The 1,677-nt window shown below is 70.2% G+C and carries 1 protein-coding gene and 1 pseudogene; both read right to left on the bottom strand.

Annotation, left to right across the window (positions count from 1 at the left end):
- Nucleotides 1-30: 30 nt before the first annotated feature.
- On the bottom strand, nt 31-930 hold the full coding sequence (locus F1599_RS06170) for an MlaA family lipoprotein (RefSeq protein WP_223819508.1): 900 nt from the start codon (nt 928-930) through the stop codon (nt 31-33).
- 177 nt (nt 931-1,107) lie between these two features.
- A pseudogene (locus tag F1599_RS06165) lies at nt 1,108-1,677 on the bottom strand (MMPL family transporter); the annotation flags it as partial.

The following is a 1,677-nucleotide window of genomic DNA, read 5'->3' as shown; positions in this document are numbered from 1 at the left end:
CGGAGCCGTTGCCGTCGAGCGTCTGCTGCATCAGCTGGCGCGCGCCGGGGCCGGGGCTGGGGCCGGAGCTGGAGCTGGAGCTGGGGCCGGCGCTGCAGCGGGAGCCGGGGCGGGCGCTGGAGCCTGGGTTGGAACTGGCGCCGGCGTTGAGCCGACCGCGGGTCCGGGCGTCCCCGTCGCTGGCGACGCTGCGCCGGGCGCGCCGTCTGCCTCGTCCCCCTCGTCGCCATAGTCCGGCAGATCGCCGGACTCGCCGCCGCGCAGCCGCTGGCGGCGCTGCTGCAGATAGGCGTCGCGCACGAAGCTGTATTTGTCCAGCGCGGCCTGCTCCAGCAGGCTGGTGGCATCGAGCAGATTGCTGCGCGTATTGACGAACTGCAGCGCGAACAGGCTGTTGCGCCAGGCCGGATCCATATAAGTCACCGGATCGGTGAAGACGTCGCCGGCCATGCCGATGCCATCGCGCACGGTGCTGGGCCCGAACAGCGGCAGCACCAGATACGGCCCCGAGGGCACGCCCCACGTGCCCAGCGTCAGGCCCAGATCCTGCGGATGCCTCGGCAGCCCGGCCGGCGTCGCGATATCGATCAGTCCGCCCAGGCCCAGCACGGTATTGATCGCGACCCGCATCACGCTCTCGGCCGCCGCCACGCCCTTGCCCTGCAGCAGGTTGTTGATCGCGTTGCCGACGTCGCCGAAATTGTTGAAGACATTGGTCACCGCGGTGCGCACCGGCTGCGGCGTGACGCGGCGATAGCCCTTGGCGACCGGCACCGCGACATAGGTATCGATCTTGTCGTTGACGGTATGGACGGCGCGGTTCAGCGGTTCCAGCGGGTCGGCAGGATTGGCGTTCGGCCCGGTCGCGCAGGCCGCGCAGCACAGCGCGGCAAGCGGGATCAGCCGGTGCAGCGCTGCCGGCGCGGGCAACGGAGACGAAGAGTCCGAAAGGCGTAAAAGGGGCGAAAGGCGTGAACGGGGCCAATGGCGTGAAAGGAGCCAATGGCGTGAAAGGAGCCAATGGCGTGAAAGGGGCGAAGGGGACGAGGGCTCTGGCATGGCGATCATGGTGGCGTCGTGGTCGGTCCGTCCGCGGCCTCGGACAATTCAGCGCGACTGGCGCGGCCGTCCCATCAGAATAGGCTGGAAAAACACCGCGCCGGCCAGCGTGCACACCAGCGACAGCGCCAGCAGCTTGCCCATGCTCGCGGTGCCGGCATGGTTGGACAGCCACAGGCTGCCGAACGCGGTGGCGGTGGTCGCCGCGCTGAACAGCACCGCATGGGTCAGGCTGGACTGCAGCAGGCCGGTCTTGCCCTCGCGCCATGCGATCACGTAGTAGATCTTGAAGGCGACGCCGATGCCGAGCAGCAGCGGCAGCGCGATGACGTTGGCGAAGTTCAGCGCGATGCCGAACACCACGCACAGCTCCAGCGTCAGCACCGCCGATACCAGCAGCGGCACCAGCGTGCGCAGCACGTCGGCGAAGCGGCGCAGCGTCAGCCACAGCAGGATCGCGATCGACAGCACCGCCCACGCGCCGGCCTGCGCGAACGCGCTCAGGATGGTGCGGGCCGAGCCGCGCACCGCGATCGGCCCGCCGGTGGCCTCCGGCGCGATCGCCAGCACCGCCGGCACGAAGGCGTCGAGCGCCGCCTCGCGCGCGCGTTCGCCAGG

This window comes from Cupriavidus cauae, assembly GCF_008632125.1.
Lineage (GTDB): Bacteria > Pseudomonadota > Gammaproteobacteria > Burkholderiales > Burkholderiaceae > Cupriavidus > Cupriavidus cauae.
The sequence above is the reverse complement of the archived record's forward strand: the minus strand, read 5'-3'. Positions and strand labels throughout refer to the sequence as shown.